General features: G+C 67.8%; 20 protein-coding genes. All 20 read right to left on the reverse strand.

The window, feature by feature from the left end:
• Positions 1-164: 164 nt before the first annotated feature.
• The 20 genes from FFK22_RS36000 to FFK22_RS36095 all read right to left on the reverse strand — a co-directional run bounded on the left by FFK22_RS36000 (position 165) and on the right by FFK22_RS36095 (position 20,144).
• Positions 165-1,454, reverse strand: coding sequence for a BatD family protein (locus FFK22_RS36000; RefSeq protein ID WP_138892787.1), 1,290 nt, complete (start codon positions 1,452-1,454; stop codon positions 165-167).
• On the reverse strand, positions 1,451-2,116 hold the full coding sequence (locus tag FFK22_RS36005; protein ID WP_138892786.1) for a tetratricopeptide repeat protein: 666 nt from the start codon (positions 2,114-2,116) through the stop codon (positions 1,451-1,453). Before FFK22_RS36005 ends, FFK22_RS36000 begins: the two co-directional genes overlap by 4 nt.
• Positions 2,113-3,045: a VWA domain-containing protein gene (locus FFK22_RS36010; protein WP_186002849.1), complete on the reverse strand. Its 933-nt coding sequence runs from the start codon at positions 3,043-3,045 to the stop codon at positions 2,113-2,115. Before FFK22_RS36010 ends, FFK22_RS36005 begins: the two co-directional genes overlap by 4 nt.
• The gene (locus tag FFK22_RS36015) at positions 3,042-4,052 is read right to left on the reverse strand and encodes a VWA domain-containing protein (RefSeq protein WP_138892785.1); all 1,011 of its coding nucleotides are present in this window, start codon (positions 4,050-4,052) and stop codon (positions 3,042-3,044) included. Before FFK22_RS36015 ends, FFK22_RS36010 begins: the two co-directional genes overlap by 4 nt.
• Positions 4,046-4,528, reverse strand: coding sequence for a DUF4381 domain-containing protein (locus FFK22_RS36020; protein WP_138892784.1), 483 nt, complete (start codon positions 4,526-4,528; stop codon positions 4,046-4,048). Before FFK22_RS36020 ends, FFK22_RS36015 begins: the two co-directional genes overlap by 7 nt.
• Complete coding sequence (locus tag FFK22_RS36025; RefSeq protein WP_138892783.1) at positions 4,525-5,511, reverse strand: DUF58 domain-containing protein; 987 nt, start codon at positions 5,509-5,511, stop codon at positions 4,525-4,527. Before FFK22_RS36025 ends, FFK22_RS36020 begins: the two co-directional genes overlap by 4 nt.
• A gap of 10 nt (positions 5,512-5,521) precedes the next feature.
• On the reverse strand, positions 5,522-6,496 hold the full coding sequence (locus FFK22_RS36030; protein ID WP_138892782.1) for a MoxR family ATPase: 975 nt from the start codon (positions 6,494-6,496) through the stop codon (positions 5,522-5,524).
• A gap of 7 nt (positions 6,497-6,503) precedes the next feature.
• On the reverse strand, positions 6,504-7,571 hold the full coding sequence (locus tag FFK22_RS36035) for an HAD family phosphatase (RefSeq protein ID WP_138892781.1): 1,068 nt from the start codon (positions 7,569-7,571) through the stop codon (positions 6,504-6,506).
• A gap of 74 nt (positions 7,572-7,645) precedes the next feature.
• A complete protein-coding gene (locus tag FFK22_RS36040; RefSeq protein WP_138892780.1) occupies positions 7,646-9,325 on the reverse strand; it encodes an arylsulfatase in 1,680 nt (559 codons plus the stop codon).
• A gap of 25 nt (positions 9,326-9,350) precedes the next feature.
• Positions 9,351-10,289 carry a formylglycine-generating enzyme family protein gene (locus tag FFK22_RS36045; RefSeq protein WP_221939108.1) on the reverse strand — a complete coding sequence of 313 codons (939 nt, stop codon included), beginning with the start codon at positions 10,287-10,289 and terminating at the stop codon, positions 9,351-9,353.
• 79 nt (positions 10,290-10,368) lie between these two features.
• Positions 10,369-11,070 carry a transporter gene (locus FFK22_RS36050; RefSeq protein ID WP_221939109.1) on the reverse strand — a complete coding sequence of 234 codons (702 nt, stop codon included), beginning with the start codon at positions 11,068-11,070 and terminating at the stop codon, positions 10,369-10,371.
• A gap of 587 nt (positions 11,071-11,657) precedes the next feature.
• Complete coding sequence (locus FFK22_RS36055) at positions 11,658-11,882, reverse strand: hypothetical protein (protein WP_138892779.1); 225 nt, start codon at positions 11,880-11,882, stop codon at positions 11,658-11,660.
• Positions 11,883-11,894: 12 nt separating this feature from the next.
• Complete coding sequence (locus FFK22_RS36060; RefSeq protein ID WP_138892778.1) at positions 11,895-12,266, reverse strand: hypothetical protein; 372 nt, start codon at positions 12,264-12,266, stop codon at positions 11,895-11,897.
• Positions 12,267-12,502: 236 nt separating this feature from the next.
• Positions 12,503-13,906: a calcium-binding protein gene (locus tag FFK22_RS36065; protein WP_138892777.1), complete on the reverse strand. Its 1,404-nt coding sequence runs from the start codon at positions 13,904-13,906 to the stop codon at positions 12,503-12,505.
• A gap of 325 nt (positions 13,907-14,231) precedes the next feature.
• Positions 14,232-15,953: a hypothetical protein gene (locus FFK22_RS36070; protein WP_138892776.1), complete on the reverse strand. Its 1,722-nt coding sequence runs from the start codon at positions 15,951-15,953 to the stop codon at positions 14,232-14,234.
• 126 nt (positions 15,954-16,079) lie between these two features.
• A complete protein-coding gene (locus FFK22_RS36075) occupies positions 16,080-16,298 on the reverse strand; it encodes a hypothetical protein (RefSeq protein ID WP_138892775.1) in 219 nt (72 codons plus the stop codon).
• 369 nt (positions 16,299-16,667) lie between these two features.
• The gene (locus tag FFK22_RS36080; protein ID WP_138892774.1) at positions 16,668-17,021 is read right to left on the reverse strand and encodes a hypothetical protein; all 354 of its coding nucleotides are present in this window, start codon (positions 17,019-17,021) and stop codon (positions 16,668-16,670) included.
• A gap of 14 nt (positions 17,022-17,035) precedes the next feature.
• Positions 17,036-18,394: a cation:proton antiporter gene (locus tag FFK22_RS36085; RefSeq protein WP_186002850.1), complete on the reverse strand. Its 1,359-nt coding sequence runs from the start codon at positions 18,392-18,394 to the stop codon at positions 17,036-17,038.
• Between the two features lie 299 nt (positions 18,395-18,693).
• Entirely contained in the window at positions 18,694-19,812 is a 1,119-nt protein-coding gene (locus tag FFK22_RS36090) for an HlyD family secretion protein (RefSeq protein ID WP_138892772.1), read from the reverse strand.
• Positions 19,812-20,144, reverse strand: coding sequence for a DUF3302 domain-containing protein (locus tag FFK22_RS36095; protein WP_138892771.1), 333 nt, complete (start codon positions 20,142-20,144; stop codon positions 19,812-19,814). Before FFK22_RS36095 ends, FFK22_RS36090 begins: the two co-directional genes overlap by 1 nt.
• Positions 20,145-20,925: the final 781 nt, after the last annotated feature.

The following is a 20,925-nucleotide window of genomic DNA, read 5'->3' on the forward strand; positions in this document are numbered from 1 at the left end:
TTTCCGGACATAGTGATGAAGCCTCGGGACCGGACATTCTCTATGCAGTTGTAATGTAGAGTAAAATTCGTCTGAGGCCGGCTGGGGCGTGGCCTGAACCGGACGTCACGGCGTCACTGGAGATCATTGGCTTCGGGGCGCCTCCCGACTGTCGAGACCGATCATCATCGGCCCGGGTTGAGGCCGGGCAAGGCGGGCCGGACGGACGGACACGAGGCCCGGCGCCCATGGCGACAAGCAGCGAGAGAGCGGGCGAAGGCGCGCCCGTCCTCCGGCGCCCAAGCCTCGCGATGTGGGGCAAACAACGCCCGCTCCAGCTGCAAGAAGAGGGGCACCAGATCAGCCCGGCCACCGGATCGCGCCAACGATGCAAGACGTGGCCGGCCCGGTAGGCGGGGGAGCCACGCCTGCAGTAATCGGTAGGTCGCGGCCGCATCCCCCGTCCGGCAAGTCTGCAGCAGCCCGCGGAACACCGCCGGCTCACGGTCTTCGCGGGCCTCGCGCCGGAGGCGCAACCAGGCGACGGCCGCGGTTCGATTGCGATAGAAGAGGATGCCGGCCGCCAGCAGCGCCAGGACGGCGCCAGCGATCAGCGGCAAGGGGCGGCGGCCTCCGGCATCCGGTGTCGCCGCCGCGGCCGCGGCAGCTTCCCCCGCCTGCACCACGACCTCCACGCCCGGCTCCTGCGCGGTCCGCGCGGCGCCGTGATCCAGATCCCACCAGCTCTGCAGGGCCTCCGGCAGGAGATAGGTGCCCGGCCGCTCGAACACATAAGTCACGCGGTCTGTGCGCCGGCCGGTGATCTCGCCGCGATCGACGCTGTCAGCGATCTCCGGCGGGTCGGCATAGGCGCGGACGCCATCGGGTGCTGCGGGATTGAGGGCGGCCAGGGCCAGGCCCGGCACGTCCGCAGCGGTGCGCGTCACCGATCGCTTCAGCGCGTCGCCCACCTTGAAGGACCCGTCCGGATCCGGCGTCCATTGCTCCTCTGCCGTGACCTCCGCCGACGCGACGACAGGCTGCGACGCGTCGATGCCGGGCGGAACCGCCACGGCGACCGAGGCCGGGTCGGACCGGGCGCTGCCCATCGGATCGCCGGCCCGGTCCAGCAGCGTGGCGACGAAAGCCGGGACGGCCAAGTCGCCGCCGCGGCGCGGATAGAGTGCGAATTCGAAGCGCTGGCCGACATAGCTGCGCCCGTCGAGCCGGTCGTTCATGGTCGTCGCCTGGCTTTCGAAGCGGAACAGCTGGGCGCCCGGGACCTCCGGGGCCGCCACCTTCGGCGGATGCGGCATGTCGTCGGGGAACAGCACGTCGACGAACAGGCGGATGTGCTGGCCGATCATGGCGCCTTCTGTCGGGTCGACGGTGACTCGGATGCGCACGCCGCCGTCCTGGGCGGCGGCGCGGCCGGCCAGGGCCAGGACCAGCAGCAGGAGGGCGAGCCATCTCATGGCGTCCCTCCCGGCGCCCCGGAGATCTGCAGCTGATAGGCGAACTTCGCCCGCAGGAAGTCGCCGGGCCGGGTCTGCACGCGCCTGAGCCACAGGGCGCGGATGTCGGCGTCGCTCATCGGCGCGCCGCCTCCCTGCTCCTGGTCCGCCGCCTCGCCGCCCTTCTTGCCCGGCTCGATCACGATCTGGTCGGCGGCGACCTGGCCGCCGGTCTCATCGCCACCCTGGGTCTTCAGCCGCTCGGCCCGCAGCTGCGCCAGCCTGCGGTTCGCAACCGCATCGTCCCAGTCCGGGCGCAGCGCCAGGGCCCGGTCGTAGCGCCCGACCGCATCCTCGTACTTGCCGAGCATGACCAGGGCATTGCCCTGGTCATAGGCGGCCTCGGCCGTGTCCAGCCCGCCGAACCCGGCGGCGGCCTCCTTGAACTGCCCGGCGCGCATCAGCGCCACGCCGCGCCACATCGGGTCCCAGTACGCCTCCGCCGCCTCAGCGTCGCGCTGCCGCTCGATCAGCCAACGCCCCTGCTGGTCGGGCGTGAGCCAGAGCGCGAGCCAACCGGTACGGCCGCCGGCCACGCCCAGCGCAACCAGCAGCGCCAGCCCGATCAGCGCCAGCGGATGCCGTCCGGCGATCGCGGCCGCCTTGTGGAGCGCTGCCCTCATGCGCCCAGCCCCCAGCCACGCCGGAACCAGCCCAGCACGATCAGCGCCAGGACCGGCACCAGCCAAAAGCCGGCCTCTTCCCAGCGCCGGCCGTCGCCCGCGACCGTTCCCACCGGCGCGGCCCGGGCCATCCGGCGGGCGATGGCCTGGACGTCGGCAGTATCGACGGTGAGCTCGATCGTCGCCGCATCCAGGGCACCGGCGGCATCGGACAGGGCCCGATCGGCGCCGGCCTGCGCCGGCGGCACCATGGGCAGCACCAGCACCGGGGCGCCGGGTGTGGCCTTGCCCTGCAACGCGGAAAGCTGGTCCGGCGCGACCGTGTCGGCCAGCACCAGGATCGATCCGCCCCGCCCGCCTTCGGCCAGCACCTGCCCGGCCAGGGCCACGGCATCGGCCAGGGCATCGCCCTCCCGCGGCATCACCTCCGGCGCCAGCGCTTTGGCCATGGTCGCGACGACGCTGCCGTCGGCGGTCGGCGGCAGCACCAGATGGGCCGAGCCGCTATAGGCGACGAGGCCGGTCGCGGCGCCCTCGCGCAGCCCGACGAGATCCGCGATCTTCTGCTGCGCCCGCTCCAGCCGCGTCGGCGGCAGATCGGCGGTGGTCATGGAGGGGGTGACGCGCAGCACGATCACGGCGGGCGGCTGGGCGTCGGCGAAGGGCGATGGTTCCTGCCGCCAGGTCGGCCCCGCCAGCGCGATCGCCGCGATGATCCAGGCGGCGAGCAGGAGATCGGCCGGGACCAGGCGCGATGCACCCTCCGGCCGTACCAGCAGGTGGCGCAGCAGTTCCGGGTCGATCGCCCGGCGCCAGCGCAGCGACGGATCGGCGCGCAGCCGCTCCAGCCACCACAGGGCGAAGGCCGGGAGCAGGGCCAGCAGCGCCCAGGGCCGCAGCAGATGGAACGGAGCGAGGGCGTCGATCATGCCGCCCCCACCGCGCCACGGGTCGCGCGCCTGTCGCGGCGATGCGCGGCCCACAGTGCGACGGCACGATCGAGCAGGGTGAGCAGCAGCACAAGCCCGACCGGGATCCAGAACAGATCGGTCTTCGGCCGGAAGCTCACGGTCTCGACCTGCCGCACCTCGATCTCGTCCAGCCGCCGGTAGATGCCGGCCAGCCCGGCACGGTCCATGGCGCGGAAGAAGCCGCCACCGGTGCGCTCGGCCACTGCCTTCAGGGCGTCCTCGTCCAGCTTCTCCTCACCCACCGCCGCCGGGTCGCCGATGGCGACGGCGTGGATGGTGATGCCCTTGTCCTTCGCCACACCGGCAGCCTCGGCCGGCGGCACCTGGCTGGCCGTGTCGTTGCCGTCGGTCAGGGCGATCATGGTCTTGTGCCGGACCGTGCTGCCGGCGAAGAGCGTGATGCCGAGGCCGATCGCATCGCCAAAGGCCGTGCGGGCGCCGGCCATGCCGACCGCCGTCTCCTGCAGCAGGCGGCGGCACAGCGCGAGATCGGTGGTGAATGGCACCTGGGTGAAGGGGGCGTCGCCGAACACCACCAGCCCGACGCGGTCGCCCTGCCGGCGGGCCAGGAAGTCATCCAGCACCTGCTTCACCGCGGTCAGCCGGTCGACCGTCTGCCCGTTGGCGTCGGTGAAGTCCTTCGCCTCCATCGACTGCGACAGGTCGACCAGCAGCAGCAGGTCGCGGGTCGGCCGGTCGCGGTGCAGCGGCGGCTCGATCCATTGCGGCCGCATCAGCGCCACCAGGGCCAGGAGCCAGCACAGCGCCAGCAGCAGGGTGCGGCCAAGGCTGCGGCCGGATACGGCCCCGCCGCTGTCCGGCGTGGCGCCGCTGACCCGCGACAGCCGTTCGAAGAAGGGCACCCGCAGCGCCGCCCGCCGCTGGGCACGCGGCGGCAGCAGGCGCCAGGCGAGCCAAGGCAGCGGCAGCAGCAGCGCCAGCCAGGGATAGGCGAAGGTCAGCATGGCCGGCCCGCCCGGTGCGCAATGATCCAGCCCCGGGCCGCGGCCAGGATCGCAGGCATCGCTGCCGCATCCGCCGGGGCGCCATAGGCGAGCTGCGGCAGCAGCCTCGCCGGCCCCGTGAACGCACCGCCGGTGCGGTCGAGGAAATCGATCCAGGCCGCACCGCTCAGCGACGCGGAGTCCGTCCGCGGGAACGCAGCGAGGGCCGTGCGCTTCAGCAGCACCGAGACGGCGGCGGCCAGTTCCCCCGCCGGCATCGACCCGGCCGCGGCTTCCAGCGCCGCCAGCTCGCGCAGCGCGGCGCGGCGATAAGCGTCGGCCCGCCAGCGCGCGAACCTGCGAAGCGCAAGGACCGCTGCCGCCGCCAGCAGCGCCGCGGCTAGGATCCACCAGCCGGGCGCCGGCGGCCACCAGGGCACCGGCGGCGGCACGGCGATGTCGCGCAGATTGGCGAGGTCGGCCGGATCGCCCGTCATGATGCCGCCGCCTGTCGACGCCCGGCACTCAGCTTCTCGCCCAGGATCGCGCGGATCTGCGCCGCCGGGTCGCGGTCGGTCCGGATCCGCAGCACCGGGATGGTGCGGGAGCGCGAGAGTCGTTCCACCGCCTCCAGCCGCGACGAGAATGCCTCGGCGAAATCCCGGCGCAGGCGGCCACGGCCGGTGTCGACGGCGAGTTGGCGGCCGCCCTCCTCCACCGCGACCCGGCCGAGATCGGGCAGCTCCGCTTCCAACGGGTCGTAGATGAAGCCGGTCATGACGTCGTTGTGCGCGGTCAAGCGTGTGACCAGCCGCACCGTCTCCGCATCCGCACCGGCAGCGTCGGTCACCAGGCAGACCAGCCAGTCATGGGTCGCCAGCCGGTCGGCGTGCTGCAGCGCCTCATTGAGCATTCCCGGGTTGGGAGCTGCGTGTGCCTCGACCGACAGCGCCTGGTTTATCCGGGCCAACGTTCCGAGGATCCGCAGCGCGCCACGGCTGCGGCTCTGCGGCCGGATCTCGACCACCTGCGTGTCGTCGAAGACGATCGCGCCGACCCGGTCGCCACTGTCCGTCACCCGCCAGGCGGCGAGCGCCGCGACCTCCGCCGCCACCACCGACTTCATCGCGCCGCGGCTGCCGAAGAACATCGACAGGCGCTGGTCGACGACCAGCAGCACAGGCCGGTCCCGCTCCTCCGAATAGACCCGCACATGCGGGCTGCGCAGCCGGGCGGTGGCCAGCCAGTCCATGGTGCGGATGTCGTCGCCCTGCCAGTAATGCCGCAACTCCTCGAAGTTCAGCCCCCGGCCGCGCAGCCGCGAGGCGTGCCGGCCGGTCAGGATGCTGTGCACCGGCTGGCGGGGCAGCAGACTGAAGCCGTGCGACCGGTGCCGCAGCCGGACCAGGTCCCCGACCGCGACATGGGCCCGGGCAGTCCCTTCTCTGCCATCGTCGTGACTGTCCGGGCGAACCGGCATCGCACGCTCCCTAGGCCGCGACCGCGACCTGCTTCAGGATCGCGTCGAGCGCGTCGTCGACGCGGACGCCGTCGGCGCTGGCGGCGTAGCTCAGCGCGACCCGGTGGCGCAGGCAGTCATGCGCCACCGCCTGGACATCGTCGGGCGTCACGAAATCCCGCCCGTCCAGCCAGGCATGGGCACGGGCGGCACGGTCCAGCGCCAGGGTGCCGCGCGGGCTGGCGCCGATCTCGATCCACTTCGCCAGGTCGCCATCGTAGCGGTCCGGATAACGGGTCGCGACGACCAGGGCGACGATGTAGGCCTCGACCGCCTCGGCCGCGGTGACCTGGTGGATCTCGGCCCGTGCGTCCAGCACTGCCTGCTGCGGGATCTTTGCCTCTGCCGCCGCGGCGGCGCCTGCCTCTTCCGAACGCACCAGGCGCAGCACCTTCGCCTCGTTCTCGTCGCTCGGATAGCCGATATGGACATGCATCAGGAAACGGTCCATCTGCGCTTCCGGCAGCGGATAGGTTCCCTCCTGCTCGATCGGGTTCTGGGTCGCCAGCACCATGAACAGATCGGGCAAAGGATAGCGCTGCCCCGCGACCGTCACCTGCCGCTCCTCCATCGCCTCGAGCAGCGCCGACTGCACCTTGGCCGGGGCGCGGTTGATCTCGTCCGCCAGGACCAGGTTGCCGAAGATCGGGCCGGGCCTGAACTCGAAGCTGCCCTTGCCGGTGCCGTCATCGCGGTAGATCTCGCCGCCGGTCACGTCCGACGGCAGCAGGTCGGGCGTGAACTGGATGCGCCGGAACTCCGATTCCAGCGCCTGGGACAGGCTCTTGATCGCCCGGGTCTTGGCCAAGCCGGGCAGACCCTCGACCAGCACATTGCCATTGGCGAGCAGGGTGATGACCAAGCGCTGCACCACTTGCTCCTGGCCGATGACCGACTGGTTCACCCGGCGCTGCAGCTCGAGGACGGCGTCGCGGGCATCGCTCATGGCTGCCTCACTTCTGGAACGCGAAGACGGTGCGCCAGTCGCGCTTCATGTCGACCACCAGCCAGCCGCGCTGCGGCGCCTGGTCCAGCGCCTTGTCGAGCTTGCCGACCGGAGACTGCCGGTCATAGGCCCATTCCCGCTCGGCATCGGTGTGGTGGACGATCAGGCCGAAGCGGGGCCCGTCGTTCATGGTGGTCCATTGCAGCATCTGCAGGTCGCCGTCGGAGTTGCCGGCGGCGAAGACCGGCCGCCGCCCGATGAAGCGGTTGATGCCGACCGGCTTCCCGGGGCCGTCGTCGACGAATTCGACTGTCGGCAGCTTCAGGATGACCGGCCTGTTACCGTCGAGGCTGAAGGAGGTCTTGCCACTGGACCCCACCACCTGCTCGGGCGGGATGCCATAGGCCTGCTCGACCCAGGGACGCATGAACTCGATGCCGCCGCCGGAGACGATGAAGGTCTTGAAGCCGTTGGCCCGGAGATAGGCCAGGAGCTCGATCATCGGCTGGTAGACGAGCTCGTTGTACGGCCGGTCGAAGCGGGGGTGGCGCGCCGTCCGCATCCATTGCGACACGGTGTCGGTGAACTGGTCGACCGTCATGCCGGCATGGGTCGCCGCGATGATCGAGAGGAGGCCCTGCTCGCCGAGCTTGGCCAGGGCCGCGCGGTCGTTCTCCAGCACCGCCTTGAACGGCTGGGTGTTCCGCCAGCCTGGATGCTTGTCGACCTGGGCGCGGACCTCGTCCATGGCGAAGGCGATCTGGAAATACATCGGCTGCTCGGCCCACAGCGTGCCGTCATTGTCAAAGGTCGCGATCCGCTCCTCGACCGGCACGAAGTCCGGCCCGCCCTGGGTGGTCACCCGGGTCACGAAGGCGGTGATCGCCTGCTTTGCCGCCCCATCGTTCCAGGACGGCAGCGGGTCCGTCTGGGCGACGGCCTGGCCGGCGAGGGGATGCAGGAATCCCAGCGCGGCCAAAGCGGCCAGGATCAGGAGCGCCCGACGACCAGGCTTGATCGTGGAGCCGCGGCGCCCCGCAACTTTTCCCAGCCAGCCCTGTCCGATAGCAGTCATCGTTCTTCCCCCGATGTCACGGTCCGAGGAGCCCCTCCGGCATGCCGGGCGGGCCGGCATGCCGGAGTTTCCCGTCAATTCGCCGGAGCGAAACGCTCCATCTCCTTGAGCCGCTTGAGCGCGTCGGCTGCCCGCAGGCTGGAATAGTTGATGCCCCCTGCATTCAGGGAGGAACCGTCCTGGTGCGGGAACTCGTCGAAATCGGCGAAGAATTCCTTGATCTTCTCCTGGATCGGGACCAGCAGCCAGAGCTGCTGCGCGATGAACTTCATGTTCTCGCCGCCCTCGTCGAATCCGCGCTCATAGGGATCCATGCGCAGATTGGCAGTGAGCGCCCAGCCGGTGACATCGCGAGTGCCGGTGGCGATGTTGCCGTGGATCGAGGCGAAGCTCAGCTTCCAGTCTTCCACCCGGATTGCATTCAGGTTTCCGCTCTGGTCGAAGTAGAAGATCGTATCCCGCGGCCCCTTCTCCTCCTTGCCCTGGAAGAAGGGCATGAAGTCGTAGCCATCGAGATGGACCTTGAAGGTCTTGCCGCCCTCACCGGCGAAGCCGCTCGCCATCTTGCCCTTGATGTCCGGCACCCCGGCCGCGGCGCAGAGCGTCGGGAACCAGTCGATCAGCGAGATGATCTCGTTGACCTGCGACCCCGGCTTGATCACGCCGGGCCAGCGCGCGAGCATCGGGATGCGAAAGCCGCCTTCCCAGGTCGTGCCCTTCTCGCCCTTGAACGGCATTTGGCCGCCATCGGGCCACAGGGCGAGCTCGCCGCCATTGTCGGTGGTGTAGACGACGATCGTGTCGTCGGCGATGCCGAGATCGTCGAGCTGCTGCAGCAGTTCCCCGACCATGCCGTCATGCTCGACCATGCCGTCGGCATAGATCCCCTTGCCGGTCTTGCCGAGGGATTCGGGCTTCAGATGGGTGAAGACATGCATGCGGGTGCTGTTGAACCAGACGAAGAACGGCTTGTCCGCCTTGTGCTGGCGGTCAATGAAGTCCTTGGCCGCGGCCAAGAACTCCTCATCGATCGTCTCCATGCGCTTGGTGTTCAGCGGCCCGGTGTCCTCGATCCGGCCATCGGCATGGGTGTGCAGCACGCCGCGCGGGCCGTACTTCTTCCGGAATTCCGGATTCTTCGGATAGAAGTAGCCCTCCGGCTCCTCTTCGGCGTTCAGGTGGTAGAGATTGCCGAAGAATTCGTCGAAGCCGTGCCGCGTCGGCAGGTGCTCGTCGCGGTCGCCGAGATGGTTCTTGCCGAACTGCCCGGTGGCGTAGCCCTGGGTCTTCAGCACATCGGCGATCGTCGGCATCCAGTCGGCGATGCCATGCGGGTCGCCCGGCATGCCGATGGTCAGCAGGCCGGTCCGGAACGGCTCCTCGCCGAGGATGAACGAGGCCCGGCCTGCTGTGCAGCTCTGCTGGCCATAGGCGTCGGTGAAGATCGCCCCTTCCGTCCCGATGCGGTCGATGTTCGGCGTGCGGTAGCCCATCAGCCCCATGGTGTAGGCGCTGACCTGCGACTGGCCGATATCGTCGCCGAAGATCACCAGGATGTTCGGCTTCTTGCCCGAGGCGGCCGGCTGGGCGGCAGGTGCGGCGGTCTGGGCGGCGGCCGGAGACGACGGCGACGCGATTCCCATCGCCGCGGCGGCGGCCGCGAAAGCCGTTCCCGACAGAAGCCGCCGCCGGCTGACACCGGACTCGACCTCCGTTTCGGGGGCCAGATCCTGCCTGGAGTCGATATCCTGCATCTGATTGCCTCCTCTTACGTCTGCTCTAGGTTGGCGATGAAACGGGGGTGCCGGCGTTCCGCGCCACGCAGCGGAAGCCGATATGGCTCATCGAGGTGTCGACCGGCTGGGCGTGCCTCGCCGCCGGGCGATAGCGCCGGCAGTAGTTCGGCGCGCAGAGATGGGACCCGCCCTTGACGACGCGCCGCGGGATCCGGATCTGCGGCAGGTTGGGATCGAAGCTGTCCTGCTCCGCCGCGCCGCGCGGGTCGTGGGCGACGCAGCAGGCCTTGCCGGCAGCGGGCGGATGCCGGCTGGACCAGAAATCGGCCGTCCACTCCCAGACATTGCCGATCATGTCGCGGAGCCCATAGCCATTGGCCGGAAAGGCCCGCACCGGCGAGGTCCGGGGATAGCCGTCGAAGACCAGGTTCTCGTGCGGGAACCGGCCCTGCCAGGTGTTGGCCATGTGGCGGCCGCCCGGCGTGAACGCGTCGCCCCAGGCGAATTCGGCGCCGTCCAGCCCGCCGCGGGCCGCGAACTCCCACTCCGCCTCGGTCGGCACCGCCTTGCCCGCCCAGGCGGCATAGGCCAGCACGTCCTGGTAGGCGACATGGACCACGGGATGGTCGTCCTGGCCCTCGATATCGCTGCCGGGGCCATAGGGATGGCGCCAGTCGGCGCCGAAGCGGAAGGCCCACCATTGCGGCGATCCGCGCAGGTCCACCGGACGGGCGGGCGGCGCGAAGACGACAGATCCTGCCCGCAGCATATGCGGCTTGGCGCCCGGATAATCCTTCGGGTCGGGCGGGACCTCCGCCAGCGTCACGTAGCCCGTTGCTTCGACAAAAACCCGGAACTGCGCGTTGGTAACCGGGATCTCGTCGATCCAGAACCCGTCGACGCGGACCCGATGGACCGGCGCCTCCTCCGGATAGTGCCGGTCCGAGCCCATGCCGAACTCGCCGCCGGCGATCCAGACCATGCCCGGACGTGCCGGCCTGACGGCTGTCTCCATGATCGGGGCGGTATGGCTGCAGCAGGACTCGGACACCGCCGTCTCCCTATTCCGGTGGCGGAGCGTTGATCTGGAGCGGCAGCGAGAGGGTCAGGAACGCCGAGGTCCCCTCCAGCCGGTTCTCCGCTGCGAATTCGCGATAGACCTTCAGCCGGGCGGTCAGCGGCCTGTCGCCGAGGTTGAAGTTGTAGGCGACCGTCCCGCCGAGCGCGGTGACCTGCCCCTCGAAATCGCCCAGCCTCGCCCCGGGCCCGCCGTCGCCGGTGATCTGCTGGTAGTGGTAGCCGACGAGGCCGAGCGAGACATCGCCGAAGCTCTTGCTGGCGGCCCATTCGATATGGAACTCGGTGCCGGTCCAGTAGTCGGTCTCGGGGTTCTCGCCATTGAAGGTGAAGCCGGCCGCGGCGGAGAGGTCGATGCCGGACTCCGGGTCCAGCCAGGTCACGGTGCCGGTCAGGTCGCCGGCCCAGCGGTGGAAGGCGACGTTGCTGAGCGCATCCTTGCGGTAGTCGCCGATCGGGATGTTCAGCATCGCCACCGCCTGCCAATGGAACTTGCCCGCATTCCAGCCCAGGAAGCCGGACAGCAGCGGGTCGCCGATGGCGTTGGTCTCGTCGCTGATGAAGCCACTGTTGCGGCCGAAGACCGGAGAGTCGATAGAGGTTCTCGCGTTGACGTAACTGCGCCCGAGCGGCCATGTGGCCGTGAAGCCCAGCTGGCCGCCAGCACCTGCGCCGGCGCCACCCAGATCACGGTCGGCAGCTCGAGCTGGGCCTCCCCATTGACATTGGCAGCCAGGGTCCCGCCCAGGAGCAGCCGGCGCCCTCCATCCGCGCTGCCGCCGTAGACATAGACGTCATTCTGGAGAAAGACGCCCGGCGGCGGGGTCATGCCGGCCAGCGGACCGCGGAAGCCCAGCAGATAGACGCTGGTTGCGTTCTCCGCCGCGGCCGCGCCTCCCGCTATCATGCAGACCATCGCCCCGGAGATCAGGGCCGACGAGCGGCGGGCTGTCAGGCGATGGACCATCGTGGACGTCCTCCGGATCGTCGATGGCATGTGGCACGCAGGCATCTGAGGTGTTCACGCCGTCCGACCGGAAGACGCTTCACGCCAGACATCGGGATGCTGAACGCGCGCCCAGCGGTGCCACTATCGAAGCCCAGGCCCCCGGGCGGAGGGTACGTAACGGTTACCAAGCGCAACGCCCGGATCAGACTCAGCCGGCAATCGGCATCCCGTGTGCAACGCTGGTGGAACGAACCGGCCGGTCGGACTGACCGCACGGCGGCCATGGCTGGAGGATTTCGAGCACGCCTCAACCGTCGCCTTGGATCACCAGTACCCCTTGCCCTTGAGGTTCCCGGCCACGGCGCCTGCAGCGCCGCCGACCAGAGCGCCGACACCGGCATTGCCCCCGGCGATGCCGCTGATCGCCGCGCCGCCCGCGGCGCCGATGGCGGCGCCGCTCAGCGTTCCCTGCTGCTCGGGGCTCATATTGGTGCAGGCCGTGCCGATCAGCGCGGCGCAGAGCGCCGCCGGCAAAAGGATCTTCCGCATCGCTGCTCTCCCCTACTTCGACGGTTTGATCTTGGCGACGTCGGTGACGATGACCTCGATCACCGAGCGGGAGGTCTGGCCTGGATTGGCCATGTAGTAGGCGTCCACCGCTTGCGAGATGTCGCTCAGCGTCATCGGCTGCAGGTTGGTGACGAGCGCGGCAATCATTCCCGGGCGCTGCCGGCGATCGTCTTTTCGCAGCTGGTATTCGATCGAGATGACATTCGCGGCACCTGCCAGAAACGCCTTCTTTTCTGCCTCCGACGCCTTGGTCCAGTGCTCGCCCGTGACGATGGGCACGTCAGCGGCCTGGGCGGGGGCCATGAGAGCGGCGATCAGGAATGCCACTCCGATGATGGGGGATACCATGAAGCGACCAGTCACCATTCTCTCCTTGGGGTGCGATCAGTTTCGGTCGGTCGATAAAGCCCGGTACCTCGTCCGGCGCGGGCGCGGAGCCGGAGATCCTGGGCATCACGGCGTGCCGCGGTGGCAAGGACACTCTCCGAAGAAGCTCAGCGGTGCCAGACACAGCACCCGGCGGTCCGACTATCGAGGCTCAGGGCCTAGGCCGGAGGGTACGTAACGGTTACGAAGCGCAACGACCGGGCCGTTCGCCATTACAGCACGAAGTCCGCCGCGGTCAGGGCGTGGCCGGCGTAGACGGTGATGATGGATTCCGGATTGTCGTCGCCATCGATGCCGATGTAGACGCCCTGGCGGCCGTCGTCGTATGCCACCACCGCGACCTGTGCCACCTGGCCCACGAACAGGCTGCCGACGAAGGCGAAGGCGGTGTCGCCGTTCGAGGCATCGCCGTCGGCATCGATCGCGGACAGGTCGATCCGGTCACCGGCGGTGAAGTCCGCGATCGTATCCTTGCCCGCGACGGGGACGGTGCTCTCCGTCACATTGGCGTAGACGAACGTATCGTTGCCGGTGCCGCCCTTCAGGAAGTCGGCGCCGGCGCCGCCGACGAGAATGTCGTTGCCCGCATTGCCCCAGAGCGTGTTGTTGCCGGCATCCCCGGCCAGGCGATCAGCGACCGTCGAACCATATAGCTGTTCGATCCCCAAGAGGGCGTCGCCCTCGGCATCGCCGCCGGTGCCGGTTCCCGCCGCCAGGTCGACGGTCACCCCGCCGGTGCTGGTGGCGTAGTAGGCGGTATCGATCCCCGCTCCGCCGGTCACGGTATCGGCACCGGCCGCGCCCTCGACGATATCATTGCCGATGCCGCCGTCGATCTGGTCGTCGCCGGCGCCGCCGACGATGGAATCGTCGCCGGCCTCGCCGGAGACGATGTCGTTCTCGCTGCCGGCATCGACGGAATCGGTGCCGATGCCGCCCAGAATCGTGTCGGCACCGGCGCCGCCGATGAGCCGGTCGTTGCCATCGCCGCCGCTGAGGTTATCGACACCATCCTCGCCGGACAGGGAGTCATCCCCTCCGTTTCCGACAATGGTGTCATTGCCCAGCTCGCCGCCGATGATGTTGCGGATATCGCTGCCGGTCAGGCTGTCATCGTTGCTGGAGCCATAGAGATTTTCGATGCTGGTCAGCACGTCGCCCTCGGCATCACCTCCCGATGCCGTGCCGGCGAGCAGGTCGACGGTGACCGCCTCGCCCGAGCCCTGGAAGTTGGCGAAATCCGACCCGTTGCCGCCGTCCAGCTGGTCCGCACCGGCTGCGCCGTGAAGCGTATCGTCCCCGGGCCCGCTGGACAGGACGTTCGTGCCGGCATCGCCGGCGAGGAGATCGTTGAAGGCCGACCCGATTGCGTTCTCGACGCCGACATAGGTGTCCAGGGCCGCATCGTTCCGAGTGCCCGTACCGGAGGCAAGGTCGACCGTAACGGCACCGGGCGAGAGGGCATAGACCACCGTGTCTGAGTCCGGCCCGCCGTTGAAGTGGTCGGCACCTGCCAGGCCTTCCATGGTGTCGTTCCCTGTCAGGCCGTTGATCTCATCGTCGTCAAGCGTGCCCACGAGATTGTCGTCGCCTGAAGTTCCATTGATGGTCGCCATGATGATCAGCCTCCATTCGGAAGAGCCAAATGAGCGGCGACAGCACTCCCACCTCGGCGGCGCGGGTCGCCGACGGGCCGCCACGGGCGGTCAGGTGATGGACCATTGGACACATCCTCCGGATCGTCGACGGCGGAGCATGCGGCGCCTGGGAGGCCCTACCGCCAGAACGGACGATGCTCCCATGCCGGACCATCGGGATGCCAAACGCAGTACCCGGCAACGATACTATTCATTCCGACAGCCCAGGACGGAGGGTACGCAACGGTTACAATACGCAACGGCCGAGCCGGATAGGATGGCGGTCGGCATCCGCGTGCGATGCTCATTGAACCGCGAGGCCGGCCTTGCGAAGGCCGGATGCCAGCCGGTCGATCAGGGCACCCGTGTAGTGCCTGGAGCGAAAGTCTTCCCGCATCTCCGACGCGTAGTCCGGGCGAAGCTCCAGCAATCTCGCTATGGCAGCCTCCGCTTCCGTTTTTTTGCCAAGCTCACCGTAGATTGCCGCCAACAACAGATAGGTGACGTAATATTGCGGAAGCTGGATCTTCTTCGCCTCCGTCAGAGCCTGATCAAACTCGCCCTTGCGGTAGTGATCGAACACCAGGGTGACCCGCTCGAGCGGCGGCAGCACCATGCTCCGCTCGGCGGCGCGTCGGACCATGTCGGCGCCCTCGTCCCACTTTCCGAGCGCGAAGAGGCGAATGCCGAGTTCCGCCAGCAGCTCAGGATTGTTCGGGTTGATCTCGAGCGCCCGGCGGCCGGCCCGCTCGGCCGCCTCCACATTGCCGAGGCGATGGTTGACGACCATCAGCGCCTCGAGCGCAGTCTCGGACTGCGGCGCCAGCGCCACGGCCCGTTCGGCGGCCCGCAGCGCCCGCATCGCCGCATCCTCTGCCGTGCCGCTGCGATTGAACCCGTTGCGGTCCTCGTCGAGATAGACATAGGCGAGCATGGACCAGGCATCCGCATAGGTCGCGTCCGCGGCCACCGTCGCCTCCAGGCAGGAGCGGACATCGCGATGCAGGGTCTCGGAGATCGCCGTGTAATAAGCGCGGGCCCGGAGGACGCAGCCATAGCCGCCGGTCGGCCGGGCCAGCTCGATATGCGTCTCGCGCGTGGCCACGAGCCCTGTCGGCTCTCCGATCCGGGTGGCGACGCCGTGCGCGATCTCGTCCTCGATCGGGATCATGGTCCCGTCGCTGACTGAACGGTCGACCATATCCGACCAGACGGTTTCGCCACGCCGGATGTCGCTGAGCCGCCACCAGAAGCGGATCGAGCCGCCTTCCTGCCGCAGGCTGGAGTCGAGCGCGTAGAGCGAACGGCGGCCGCCATCCTTCGCGAGATGATCGTCGATGGCCTGTCGCCGCGCTTCATCCGGTGCGTAGACGACACGCAGCCCCTGGAAGCGGGTCAGGGCCACAACCAGGGACTGCGACAGCCCGAGCGCCATCTGGACTCTCAAGGGATCGTCCGACGCGACCGCCACCGGATCGACGATCAGGAGCGGCTCCCGCGACGCTGTCGGCGATGCCTGGAACCAGAAACCACCGGCGGCGACCGTTGCCAGCAGGACTGCGACCACTGCCAGGGCCCGCCACCCGACGGTGATCGACCGGCCGCGCCGCGGCGGCTCGACAGCATCCCGTATGCTTGAAATCTGCTCAAAGATAGGCACGTAGCCGCCTTTGGGCAGCTGGATACGGATTGTGGAATCACGCCCCGGACCATCGTAGTAGGCCGCGAGTGCGGTCCGAAGCCGCGAGGCCTCGATCCGGACGATCGGGTCCGTGGCGGCGTCGAAACCCTCGCCACGCCCGAACACATCGACGGCGATTGTGTAGGACTTGATGCGATCGCTGCGGCCGGCGAGGGTTTCCTCGACCACGAAGCGCAGAAACCGGTGGTTGCGCTCGGAGGCGTGAAAGCTCGGATCGTTGAGCAAAGCGGCGAGCGCTTCCCGGATGGAAGCCTCATCAGGTATTGCCTCTCTGGTCCCGAAGTCAGCCCGGGCCTTATGCGCTTCGTTGAGCTCGGCTGGCATGGCACCCTCGCCGCTCTCTTCAAAAATCGCCGCATCGTACCTCAAGAATCACACTTTGCGATAATAATATTTCTCCCAACTATCATAATATTCTTTCCGGCATTTGTTAAGGAATGCCGTCCTGATCTATCGCCGCACATCAATTTTGTCTAAAATATCGCCTTCGATCTCCGCCAGCATGTCCTGATATTCAGAGGCGCGCGCCGCAGCAAGGGCATGGCCGGACCTCTGCCAAGCCTCGAGCGCCTCATGGGCTTCGGCGTAGATCTCGCAAAGTGACGCGAACTGATCATCCGTCTCGGCGCGGGCGGCGAGCACCTCGCGAAGGGCCGGCCACCGCAGCATGAGACGCGCCAACCCCGGCGGGGTGGATCTGCCTCGCATCGGAACACCCCGGCTCAGTCAACCGCAGTCGGCGGCGGACGGGAGTCTGGCAAGGGTCTGCGCAGACAGGCTCTCGCAGGCCCCTGCGGCGTCACACTCGCCCGGTGATGCCGTGCTGCAGCCTGCCCCGGTATGCTTGACACCGACCCAGGGCCTCAGGTGCGGCCGCCATCCACAGGCAGAGATGTCGACAAGGAATACCGCTCCATCTCACCGAAAGGGAGAGCGGAGGGGTAATGTTACTGTTAACGCCTGGCGCCACGGCGAGGACGGCTGAGCGGGACCTCGCCAATTGCCATCGATGCGGTGGCGCGGCGTGGTTGGGCCCCGCTACGGTGCGATCAGCCACTGACCGTCCGAGGACCTGCAGAAGTTGATGTTGTAGGGCGTTTCTCTCTCAGGGCGGCGAATGACAATCCTGACTTCGCCACAGGGTTCGCCATCGCTTTCAAAGATCCGCGACAGCGTCGTCTCGCCCCGGGCATTGCCCGACGCCGTCCAGGTCTCCGTCGTGCCGACCTGCTTCGACGTCAAAACCTGCCTCACCGATCCGCGGATCGTTGCCATGTCCTCGGCTGACAGCTTGGCGCCGTTGCGGCCCAGTATGAAGCCGATCTGGGCCTGGGCGGGGAACGCCGAGGCTACCGTGACAGCTGCGATCACGCAGCACAGGCGGAACGACATATCTTGCCTCCTGCTCAGGGGTTCAAAGGAATGTCACTGCCGTTGCCCATCCCGGGTTTCTCCACGCTGTGGCGGCCGGGCGGGGACGTCTCCTCGCCGGCCTGGCGCCTTGCCGCGTCCGTGGACCCAAGTGCTTGCCGGCGGGCTGCCACAGCAACGAAACGCTCGGTCAGGACCGGTCCCAGGACCGACGTGACCACCACGAGCACGAGAACGGTGTTCAGCATCGGTCCGTCGATCAGGGGTTGCCCGGCGGCGTTCAGCGCCTGATAGCCGACGAGCGCGGCCGCCAAGGTTGCGGCCACCTGAGGGATGGTAAGTGAGGTCATCAGGCCACGATCGATGGCCGGAAATCCCCAGACCCGGCCGACCGCCTCCGCAGCCAGCCACTTGGTCACGATCAGCCCCAGCAAGATCGCCGCCACCATCGCGGCATGGGACCAGATGGTTGCCGCGAACAGGTTGATGTCGATCAGGAAGCCGGTGACAATGAAGAAGGCCGGGATGAAGAGGCTGTTGCCCAGGAACTCGAGCTTCGCCTTGGCCGGTGCGTCTCGCACCGCGGCGTTGACGGCCAGGCCCGCCATGAACGCACCCAGGATGCCTTCGAGCTGGATGGCTTCCGCAAGCGCCGACCCGGCCGCGACGATGGTGAGCATGAGGAGGAAGCAGGCTTCATCCGTCTGCCGCAACCGGTCGAACAGCCATCGGCCGAAGCGGGCAAGCACGACGATCATGAAGAGCACGAAGCCGGCGAGCTCCGCCAGCTGGATGATCAGCGACCAGGGGTCGAACCCCGTCTTGTGGGTGGTCAGACAGACCGCGAGGATCAGGAGCGACAGGATGTCCGTCAGGACCGTGGCCCCGACCGTGATGGTGACGGCAGGCCTGGACGCCAGCGGCGTGCCACGGATGATCGGGTAGCCGATCAGAGTGTGCGAAGCGAGCAGCGATCCGATCAATGCCGCCGAGACGAAAGGATAGCCGAAGCTGACTCCGACTGCGAACCCCGCGACCATCGGCAATGTGAACGTCGTGAGGCCGAACACCAGCGACCGCCGCTGGTTGACCTTGAATTGGCGCAGGTCGATTTCGAGACCGACGAAGAACATCAGCAGCAGCTTGCCCAATTCCGCGAAGAAGTTCGCCACCTCTGCATTCTTGGGCATGATCCCGATGCCATGCGGGCCGATAAGAACACCGACCAATATGAATCCGACAACGGATGGGATGCGCAGCTTCCTCGTCAAATACGGCATAATGAAAATAAAACTTAGAACGATGGCAAACCGCAACATGGGCGGTAGGTCGATTTCCGGAATAGTGAGGTTCATGAAGATCTCCGTGAGACCAAGGAAGCCGACCTTCAGCAATGCGGCTCCGGGCCTTCCGCTCTCCAGCTCTTCCTGTCGCCTCAGAATCGAATCTCGCCTTTACCCCTGTCGGTCCGGCGTCATCTACGGCTCGATCTTCGGGTTTCCTGATCGGGCCTGTGCGCACCGGACCGCTTGCGTGGCCGAAGGCTCCCGCGACCGGATCGGAGATCCGCCGAAGCGCGGCCCGACGACGCCAGTATCGACGCGGCTCCCCTGGGACGGAGGATACGTAACGGTTACGAAGGCACGGTCCGGGCCGAATTCGCAGCCGTCTGCTGCACCGGCGTGACCCGCTCCTACACGACGTAGTTCATCCAGGCCTTCATCCGTAGCAGGATGCGGCGAACGATGGCGACCGCCTGCCAGTGCTCGGTGTATACCGCCACCTGCGCCGTCGCTCCGGCCGGAAGCTGGTAACCGGACAGGTCGTCGACAATCCGGATGCGCGTGATCGGGCGCCCGACAATCCGGCTCCGGTCCTCCGGGTTCAACAGGGTGCCGCCAGCCTGGACCTGTTCCTGGGCGATGGCGTCGCTCACGACGCCCACCTCACCGCTGAAAACGCGCCCCGGAATGCCGTCGAAGGCGATCTCCGCCTCATCTCCCGCCTTCACACGCTGCAGCGCGTTCTGCGCGAACGAGGCGCCGAAGATGTTGTCGTCGCTATGGATGAAGACCATCGTCGGCGTCGACGGGCTCACCGTCATCCCGGGCCGTAGAAAAAGCTGAGTGACGTAGCCATTGGTGGGCGCGGTGACGTTGGTCTCCGAGAGGTCGAACTCGGCGTTTTGCAGATCGGCCTGGAGGCGCGCGACCGCCGTGTTGACTCCGCCGATCTCCGAGGCGAATGCAAGCCGCGCACGCTCTGCGGCTGCCCGGGTTTCCGCCACCCCCTGTCTCGATGCGTCGAGGTTGCGCGCCGCGGTATCGAGGGCGGCCTGCGCGACGACGCGCTTCTCGAGCAGTTCGGACTGCCGATCATAGGTCTGCTGCGCGAGCCTGAGATCAGCTTCTGCCCGTTCCGCATTGGCGGAGGCCTGGTCGAAGGAGGCCTTGAGTTGCCTGACATTCTGCTCGGCCTCGGCGAGCAGCGCCCGCTTCTGCTCGACGATGTACTGGTAGGGCCGCGGATCGATGCGGAACAGGAGATCGCCTGCCGTCAGCGGCACGTTGGGCCTGACCGTGACCTCGACCACATGCCCTTTGACCGTGGGGACGATCGGGGTGGTGTAGAAGTACAGACGCGCATCCGTTGTGAACGGATGGTTGTAATTCATCGTTACAAGAAGGCCGCCGACAACGACCACGCCTCCGAGGCCGGCGGTCGTCACGCTCCATTTGTTCACCGGGACCCGCAGCAGCTTGAACACCACCACGCAGATCGCGGCATAGCCGAGCAGCAGCAGCGCGGCCATCACGGCACCTGCGTGGTCCGAGCGCGCTCCAGCGCCATGAGCCGCTTTTCGAACTGCGCGATGAGGGTGCTGGCGTCGGGAAGATTCCGCGTGCCCGTCGAAACACCCCAACCGCGATCCGGCCGGTAGGACATGGCCCAGATCCACAGGAACGGCCACAGCGCGCCGAGCGTGAACAGGCTCACCCAGGTCGCGGCACCGATGGCATCCTGATGCGGGTGATGCCGCCGCTTGGCGATCTCATACGGAATGCCGTAGACGGCGACCACGCCATAGGCGACCAGCAACATCATGACAATGAGCAAAGCCAAGGCGATATGGTCGAGTGTCATGGTCCGGCCCTCGCATAAAGGACGGATGAGATTCAGTGACGCCAGTCGTTTGGCTCTCATCTGATGATGCGCCCGGTGCGCGCCTCGACGGCCTCAGCTCGCCGACGATAAGGCGGGTGAAGGGGCAGACAGCTGTGCCGAGGCGCCCCGCCGCGCCAATATCGAGCCTTATGGTCGGGGACGGAGGGTACGTAACGGTTACGAAGCGCAACGGATGGACGATGTCGGCGGCGGAGCTCTTCTGGCCTGGGGGCTCATCAAACTGAGGCGCTATGGATCACTTGGCAAAGGTGTCGCGAGCGCGTTATCGCCCCGAGCACTGCGTGCGCCCGTTGCACGAGGGTCACCCGCAGCCCCTGCTTCGAGGCAATCCGGAGGAGCGACTGAGATTCGGAAAGGGAGCCGGATCCGCCCCCGATCGGAGGTCCGGTTTCAACACTCGCTGCGGCAACGAGGATGTCCGGTTCGGAGCAGTCTATGAGGGCTCTGAACGTCTGAGATGGGTCGGGTGCGGAAATTCCCCGACTACCGCCGTATCGTCTGCAACGGCCTTCAGGAGCGGACGTTCAAAGCGGGCCTTGCCTGGGCCGACAACTCTTCCGGCGCCGGCAGCAGCCCCGGCTGACCAAGCCTGTCTCCCGGCGGCAAGGGTGTAGTCCCGGGCGCGACGTGCGCTACGCGCGCGCTGGCCACGGCGCCCGCAGCGGGCTTAGATTCCCTCTAGCCGCTCCGCAGAACGCCGAAAGCCCCCGCCTTTTTGGGGCGGGGCTCTGGATCAGAT

The organism is Mycobacterium sp. KBS0706, assembly GCF_005938675.2.
Taxonomy (GTDB): Bacteria; Pseudomonadota; Alphaproteobacteria; order DSM-16000; family Inquilinaceae; genus Inquilinus.